Raw genomic sequence first — 6855 nt, 5'->3', positions numbered from 1 at the left:
GGTCATGTCCGTGCGGCCCGCCGTATCGCAGCGCCGGTTGGCCGCGGGATGAAAATATTTTTGTTCGCGTGACGTTCTCTTGCAATCGGCGAACCCCGCGGAAGTCCGTGCGTCGCTGACTCCGCGCGACGGCGATGGCGCGCCGTTCGGTGCGTAAGGTCCGGTAACGGCCATTTTTACCGACTTGCCTGCCCCGCCGATCTGCCACAATCTGTAGAGGTTCGGTTCGGGGGCGAACCCAAGTTATGGTAGAACGGCGTCGGCGACCCCATATCGGGGTCACGCGCGGAAGCCGCCGCCGGGATGACCGGCGATCACGGTTTGTTCTCAACGGTTTGCCCTGTTAGAGTCGGTGCTTCGTCATCGATTCGCCGGAACGGTACGGGAACGCGGGAGCGGTGCGAACATGGATTTCAGAGGGACGGACGGCGAGGCGATGACCACCGACACGATCGAGGCGGCGACCGCGGGTGACGCCGCCGCAGAGGCGACCAAGGGCGCGCTGGGCAAGCCCTATCCGGTCGAGGTTGATCACGGGCGCGACGCGCTCCTGACCGATTTCGGCAAGGAGACGCTGAAGGACCGCTATCTCCTGCCGGGCGAAAGCTTCCAGGACCTGTTCGTGCGCGTCGCCAGCGCCTATGCCGACGATGCCGCGCATGCGCAGCGCATCTACGACTATATCTCGAAACTGTGGTTCATGCCGGCGACGCCGGTGCTGTCGAACGGCGGCACCGGGCGCGGGCTGCCGATCAGCTGCTACCTCAATTCGGTGCCCGACAGCCTGAACGGCATCGTCGACACCTGGAACGAGAATGTCTGGCTCGCCTCGCGCGGGGGCGGGATCGGCACCTATTGGGGCAATGTGCGCGGTATTGGCGAGCCGGTCGGCCTCAACGGCAAGACCAGCGGGATCATCCCGTTCGTGCGCGTGATGGACAGCCTGACGCTCGCCATCTCGCAAGGCTCGCTGCGCCGCGGTTCGGCGGCCTGCTACCTCGACATCTCGCATCCCGAGATCGAGGAGTTCCTCGAGATCCGCAAGCCGTCGGGCGATTTCAACCGCAAGGCGCTGAACCTCCACCACGGCGTGCTGATCCCCGACGCCTTCATGGAAGCGGTGCGCGACGGCGCCGAATGGGAGCTGAAGAGCCCCAAGGACCAGACCGTGCGCGGCAAGGTGGATGCGCGCGCGCTGTTCCAGAAGCTGGTCGAAACCCGGCTGGCGACCGGCGAGCCGTACATCGTCTTCGCCGACCATGTGAACAATTCCATGCCCCGGCATCACCGCGAGCTGGGGCTGAAGGTGTCGACGTCGAACCTGTGCAGCGAGATCACGCTGCCCACCGGCCGCGACCATCTGGGCAACGATCGCACCGCAGTGTGCTGCCTGTCGTCGCTCAACCTGGAAACCTGGGACGAGTGGAAGGACGAGAAGGGCTTCATCGAGGATGTGATGCGCTTCCTCGACAACGTGCTGCAGGACTACATCGACCGCCACGAACCGGGGATGGAGCGTGCCGCCTATTCCGCCGCGCGCGAGCGGTCGGTCGGACTGGGGGTGATGGGTTTCCACTCCTTCCTCCAGGCGCGCGGGCTGCCGTTCGAAGGCGCGATGGCCAAGAGCTGGAACCTGCGGATGTTCAAGCACATCAACGCGCAGGTGAACCAGGCGTCGATGACGCTCGCGGCGGAGCGCGGGCCGTGCCCCGACGCCGCCGACGTCGGCGTGATGGAGCGGTTCTCGTGCAAGATGGCGATCGCGCCGACCGCGTCGATCAGCATCATCTGCGGCGGGACCAGCGCGTGCATCGAGCCGATCCCGGCGAACATCTACACCCACAAGACGCTGTCGGGCAGCTTCGCGGTCAAGAACCCGTATCTGGAAAAGCTCCTGTCCGAAAAGTCGAAGAATTCCGACGCGGTGTGGAATTCGATCCTGGAGCATGGCGGCTCGGTCCAGCACCTCGACTTCCTCAGCCAGGAAGAGAAGGATTGCTACAAGACCTCGTTCGAGATCGACCAGCGGTGGCTGCTGGAACTGGCCGGCGATCGCGCGCCGTTCATCGACCAGGCGCAGTCGCTCAACCTGTTCATCCCGGCGGACGTCGAGAAATGGGATCTCCTGATGCTCCATTTCCGCGCCTGGGAACTGGGCATCAAGTCGCTTTATTACCTGCGTTCCAAGTCAGTGCAGCGCGCTGGCTTCGCGGGCGGGGTGGAGAACGACAACACGATCGAGAAGCCGAAGTACGAATTCGGCGAGAGCACCGACTACGACGAATGCCTGGCGTGTCAGTGAGGTGGCGGAGCGGTCGCATCTGACGGCGCGACACCGGTGAGCGGGTCACCCTCACCTTTCCGGCGCTGCGCGCCTCCCTCCCTCTCCCGTCGGGAGAGGGAAGGGGCCCGCCCGGCGCAGCCGGGTGGGAAGGGTGAGGGTGAGTAGGGGAGCGAAGACGGTGAGGCTTTACGATCACCAGCCCGCCGGCACCGTCGACCGCGCCCGGTCGCTACGTCGCGGCGCACCCGCTCCTGAACGGCGCCTGCTACGCGCGCTGCGTGCCGCCTTTCCGCATCTCAAATGGCGTCATCAGGCGCCGGTTGGACCCTATTTCGCCGACATGCTGTGTTTTTCGGAACGACTGGTGATCGAAGTGGACGGCGATACCCATGCCGATGCCGCGCCCTATGATGCGCGGCGCGACGCCATGCTGCGACAGGCAGGATTCCGCACGATCCGCTTCACCAACCGTGACGTGATGCAGAACATCGACGGCGTTGTGGCGTGCATCTCCTTTTCCCTGCGGGAGAAGGAAGGGGCCTATGCGCAGCATGGGGAGGCTGAGGGTGCCGCGGCCAAGGAAAAGGGCGTCGCGGCATGAACCGCGACGCCCTCACCCTTCCGGCCCTGCGGGCCTCCCTCCCTCTCCCGCCGGGAGAGGGAATGACGCGGCTATTCCGCCTCTTCGAACATGTCCTGCGCGTTCTGCGCGGTCGCGGACAGGCGGACGGTGTCGCCCTCCACCTCGGCGACCAGGCCGAGCGGAATATAGTGATGCCGGGCGCCCTGGCCGTCCTGCGTCTGCGGGCTGTCGTCCTTGGTCAGCTTGATGCGGTCGCCGTCGACATGGTCCACGGTGCCGACATGCACGCCGTCCGCACCGATCACCTTGGCATGTTCGTTGATCTGGCTGGCATCGGCCATCGTCATTCTCCTTCGGGGGTGTGTCCGCTGGCGCAACGCGCGGGACGGGAGTTGGTGGCATGACGCTCGCCACGCTGCCGCTCGAAAGCGCGATCATGTTCGCGGTCGCCGCGGTGCTGGTGCTGGTCGGGCTGTGGCTGCTGCTGCAATTGCGCCACCCGCAGGGGCCGGCGCGCGTCTATGTCTATCGCATGGTCGGCGTCATGACCGTCGCGGGCGGCAGCACGCTGGCGATGAGCGCCTGGGCGATGTGGCAATGGAGCGCCGCCCCCTGATCGGCCGTTTCCTTCAAGACTTCCAGAGATTTACCCCGGAGTAGTTCGATGTCCCTCCTTCAAGCATCCAAGCAGTACAAGCCGTTCGAATATCCCTGGGCCTATGAATATTGGAAGCGCCAGCAGCAGCTGCACTGGCTGCCCGAGGAGGTGCCGCTGGGCGAGGATTGCCGCGACTGGGCGCAGAAGCTGACCGATCACGAACGCAACCTGCTGACGCAGATCTTCCGCTTCTTCACCCAGGCGGACGTCGAGGTGCAGGATTGCTACCACGAGAAATACGGCCGCGTGTTCAAGCCGACCGAGGTCAAGATGATGCTGACCGCGTTCAGCAACATGGAGACGGTGCATATCGCGGCCTATTCGCACCTGCTCGACACGATCGGAATGCCGGAAAGCGAATATGGCGCGTTCCTGGAATATGCCGAGCTGAAGGACAAGCACGACTATCTCCAGAACTTCGGCGTCGATACCGATGAGGATATCGCCCGCACGCTGGCGATGTTCGGCGGCTTTACGGAGGGCGTGCAGCTGTTCGCGTCGTTCGCGATGCTGATGAACTTCCCGCGCTTCAACAAGATGAAGGGCATGGGGCAGATCGTGTCCTGGTCGGTCCGCGACGAAAGCCTGCATTGCGAGGGGATCATCCGGCTGTTCCACGCCTTCGTGAAGGAGCGCAACTGCCTGACCAAGGCGGTGAAGGACGATATCGCCGACCAGTGCCAGACGACGATCCGGCTGGAGGATGCGTTCATCGACCTGGCGTTCGAGATGGGGCCGGTCAACGGCATGACCGCCAAGGATATCAAGAAGTATATCCGCTACATCGCCGACTGGCGGCTGGGGCAATTGGGGCTGAAGCCGATCTATATGATCGACGAGCATCCGATCCCGTGGCTGACCCCGCTGCTCAATGGCGTCGAGCATGCCAATTTCTTCGAGACGCGCGCCACCGAATATTCGAAGGCCGCGACCAAGGGGCAGTGGAACGACGTCTGGGACGCCTTCGACAAGCGCCGCAAGGCGAAGGGCGCGAAGGCCGCGAACGAGGATCCGGCCGAGACCGGCGACATGTTCAGCCGCGCGGGCGTCGCCGCGGAGTGACGATGTGACGGGTGACGGGCGCCGATGAGGCCCACGTCACCCGCCTGGTTCAGGCGGCGCGCGCGCCCGCGGCCAGCGGCGGGGTCTGCTGGTGCTGGATCACGCGCCAGTCCTTGTGCGTGACGCGGCGATAGGTCGACGTGCAGTGTGCGACATAATCGTCGTGGCCCGCGCGTTCGGCAGTCGCGGTATAGGCGACGACGATCAACCCCTCCTGCGGGCGCGCGACGCGCCGGTCGGCAAGCGCGACGCGGTCCCAGCGTGGCGTCGCCCCGACCGCGTCGACCGCGTCGTCACCCGCCATGACGAACGGTGGCGTGGGCAGCACCATCAGGCACGCTTCGTCGATCGCCTCGCGATACTGCGCCGCATCGGCGGTCCACAGGCTTTCCTCGAAAGCCCAGATGCGCGCGTCGTCCATGCCCGTTTCTCCGATCGTGTCGGGGTACAGCGATCGATTGCGCAGGCGGTTCCTGACACGGTCGCGCCCGCGTGACCCAAACCGCGTTTGGCGGCGGGATCGTCCCGCGTCGCGGCGGCGGGGCGCTTGCCCCCTGTACCCGCGCGGCGCCGCGTGCCAGTCTGCTCCGCGATGACGACCGAGCCCTTCCGCCGCGAACAACGCCGTGTCGCGGCTGCGATGGCCGCGGCGTTGCTGACCGCGCTTGCGCTGCTTGGATTTGCCTTCGCGCGCGCGGGCGCGTCGGTGCCGTTCGCGGATCGGTTGCAGGCGACGCTGCGCGCCGATCTGTTCGTGCTGCTGTGCCTCGCCGCGGCGATCGGTGACGTCGCGCGGCGGCGCTTCTTCTCGGTGCAGGACATTGCCGCTGCCGGCCCTGCGTCGCCCGCGGTGGCCGCGGCGCGATCGATGTTGCAGAACACGTTGGAGCAAAGCGTGCTGGCGATCGGCGCGCACCTCGCGCTCACGGCGGCGTTCGATCGCTCCGCCGCGCCGGTCGCGGTGCTGGTGGGGCTGTTCGTGGCGGGGCGCGTGATGTTCTACGGCGGCTATCGCCACGGCGCCGGGGCGCGCGCCTTCGGCTTCGCGCTGACCTTCTACCCCAGCGTGCTGGCGCTCGTCGCGGCGCTCGCCCTGGCCTTCTGATCGAGCAGCCCAAGCGCCACCATCTCCGCACGCAGTGGCTCCGCCCCGCGGAACAGGTGCGAGCGGATGCCCAGCGCCTGCGCCGCCGCGACGTTCGCCGCATTGTCGTCGACGAAATACGCCTGCTCCGCGCGCAGCCCGAATCGGTCCAGCGCCAGCCGGAAGATCGCCGGATCGGGCTTCACCAGTTTTTCGTCGCCCGACACGACGATGTCGCGGAACCGGTCGAACATCGCCGCCTCCCGCGCGCGGAACGGCGCGAAGAACTCGCCCGAGAAATTGGTGATCGCGAACAGCGGCACGTCCGCGGCGTCCAGTTCGTCGACCAGCGCCACCATCCCCGGCATCGGACCGGGGATCTGCTCCGAAAAGCGTGGGCCCCACAGCGCGATCATCGCGGCATGTTCGGGGTAGCGCGCGCTCAGTTCGGCGGACGTTTCGGCGAAGGGGCGGCCGGCGTCGTGCTGGAAATGCCAGTCCTTCGTCGCGACCGTATCCAGAAACACGTCAAGCGCCTGTTCGTCATCGAACAGGCGCTCGTAGAGAATCCGGGGATTCCAGTCGTACAGGACGTGCCCGACGTCGAAGATCACCGACGTCGGCATCGTGCCGTCAGTCACCGCGCGGGCGGATCAGCCCTGGCGCGCCTTGAACCGGCGGTTGGTCTTGTTGATGACATAGGTGCGGCCGCGGCGGCGGATCACGCGGTTGTCGCGATGACGGTCCTTGAGCGACTTGAGGCTGTTGCGGATCTTCATGGGATGGCTTCTTCAGGTAAATCGTGAAGCGCGGCGCGTAGAGAGCAGCGCCCGCAAAGTCAACCGGGCGTCGCGCCCGTCCGGGGCGATCGACGACCGTACGGCACATGGGGACCTTGCGGCGGACCGGCGCGTTGCTATGTCGAAACGATCGCCATCGCGGCGGTGCCGGCTGGCGGCGCCGACCGCATTGATACGGGGTAGTCCATGCGTCGTGCCGTCCTGTTCCCGTTGACCGCCGCGCTGGCGCTGTCCGCCTGCGCCACCGGGCCGCAACGTTTCCCGGTGGAGGCGACGCGCTTCCATTACGATGCGGTGACGCAGCGCGGGACGGTCTCGGTCGAGCCGCTGCAGGGCGCGGCATCGGCGAGCCTGGAGTACAAGACCTATGCCGCGCCCTGCAGC

The 6855-nt window shown here is 66.2% G+C and carries 9 protein-coding genes and 1 pseudogene; 6 read left to right on the top strand and 4 right to left on the bottom strand.

What is annotated here, in order from left to right; genetic code table 11:
- Positions 1–406 precede the first annotated feature (406 nt).
- Together AX685_RS08055 and AX685_RS08050 are read left to right on the top strand one after the other, a co-directional pair.
- Positions 407–2302 (top strand): ribonucleoside-diphosphate reductase subunit alpha, encoded by a 1896-nt coding sequence (locus AX685_RS08055; RefSeq protein ID WP_066487354.1) that lies wholly within the window; start codon positions 407–409, stop codon positions 2300–2302.
- 160 nt (positions 2303–2462) lie between these two features.
- Entirely contained in the window at positions 2463–2885 is a 423-nt protein-coding gene (locus AX685_RS08050) for an endonuclease domain-containing protein (protein ID WP_066487352.1), read from the top strand.
- A 71-nt stretch (positions 2886–2956) separates the two neighbouring features.
- On the opposite strand, the gene AX685_RS08045 is transcribed toward AX685_RS08050, so the two are convergent.
- Positions 2957–3208, bottom strand: a complete 252-nt coding sequence (locus tag AX685_RS08045; RefSeq protein ID WP_066487356.1) for a DUF2171 domain-containing protein — start codon at positions 3206–3208, stop codon at positions 2957–2959.
- A 59-nt stretch (positions 3209–3267) separates the two neighbouring features.
- On the opposite strand from AX685_RS08045, the gene AX685_RS08040 reads away from it, so the two are divergent.
- A complete protein-coding gene (locus AX685_RS08040; RefSeq protein ID WP_231738691.1) occupies positions 3268–3483 on the top strand; it encodes a hypothetical protein in 216 nt (71 codons plus the stop codon).
- A 48-nt stretch (positions 3484–3531) separates the two neighbouring features.
- Positions 3532–4587 carry a ribonucleotide-diphosphate reductase subunit beta gene (locus AX685_RS08035; RefSeq protein WP_066487351.1) on the top strand — a complete coding sequence of 352 codons (1056 nt, stop codon included), beginning with the start codon at positions 3532–3534 and terminating at the stop codon, positions 4585–4587.
- A gap of 49 nt (positions 4588–4636) precedes the next feature.
- On the opposite strand, the gene AX685_RS08030 is transcribed toward AX685_RS08035, so the two are convergent.
- Entirely contained in the window at positions 4637–5008 is a 372-nt protein-coding gene (locus AX685_RS08030; RefSeq protein ID WP_066487348.1) for a DUF4440 domain-containing protein, read from the bottom strand.
- A 171-nt stretch (positions 5009–5179) separates the two neighbouring features.
- On the opposite strand from AX685_RS08030, the gene AX685_RS08025 reads away from it, so the two are divergent.
- Complete coding sequence (locus tag AX685_RS08025) at positions 5180–5692, top strand: hypothetical protein (RefSeq protein WP_066487346.1); 513 nt, start codon at positions 5180–5182, stop codon at positions 5690–5692.
- On the opposite strand, the gene AX685_RS08020 is transcribed toward AX685_RS08025, so the two are convergent.
- Together AX685_RS08020 and ykgO are read right to left on the bottom strand one after the other, a co-directional pair.
- A complete protein-coding gene (locus AX685_RS08020) occupies positions 5644–6297 on the bottom strand; it encodes an HAD-IA family hydrolase (RefSeq protein ID WP_066487344.1) in 654 nt (217 codons plus the stop codon). The genes AX685_RS08025 and AX685_RS08020 overlap by 49 nt on opposite strands.
- A 27-nt stretch (positions 6298–6324) precedes the next feature.
- The gene (gene ykgO / locus AX685_RS08015) at positions 6325–6450 is read right to left on the bottom strand and encodes a type B 50S ribosomal protein L36 (protein ID WP_003046794.1); all 126 of its coding nucleotides are present in this window, start codon (positions 6448–6450) and stop codon (positions 6325–6327) included.
- 207 nt (positions 6451–6657) lie between these two features.
- Between ykgO and AX685_RS08010 the strand changes: the two are divergent.
- Positions 6658–6855 (top strand): annotated as a pseudogene (locus AX685_RS08010) (hypothetical protein); the annotation flags it as partial.

Source organism: Sphingomonas sp. CCH9-F2 (assembly GCF_001556735.1).
Lineage (GTDB): Bacteria > Pseudomonadota > Alphaproteobacteria > Sphingomonadales > Sphingomonadaceae > Sphingomonas > Sphingomonas ginsenosidimutans.
The sequence above is the reverse complement of the archived record's forward strand: the minus strand, read 5'-3'. Positions and strand labels throughout refer to the sequence as shown.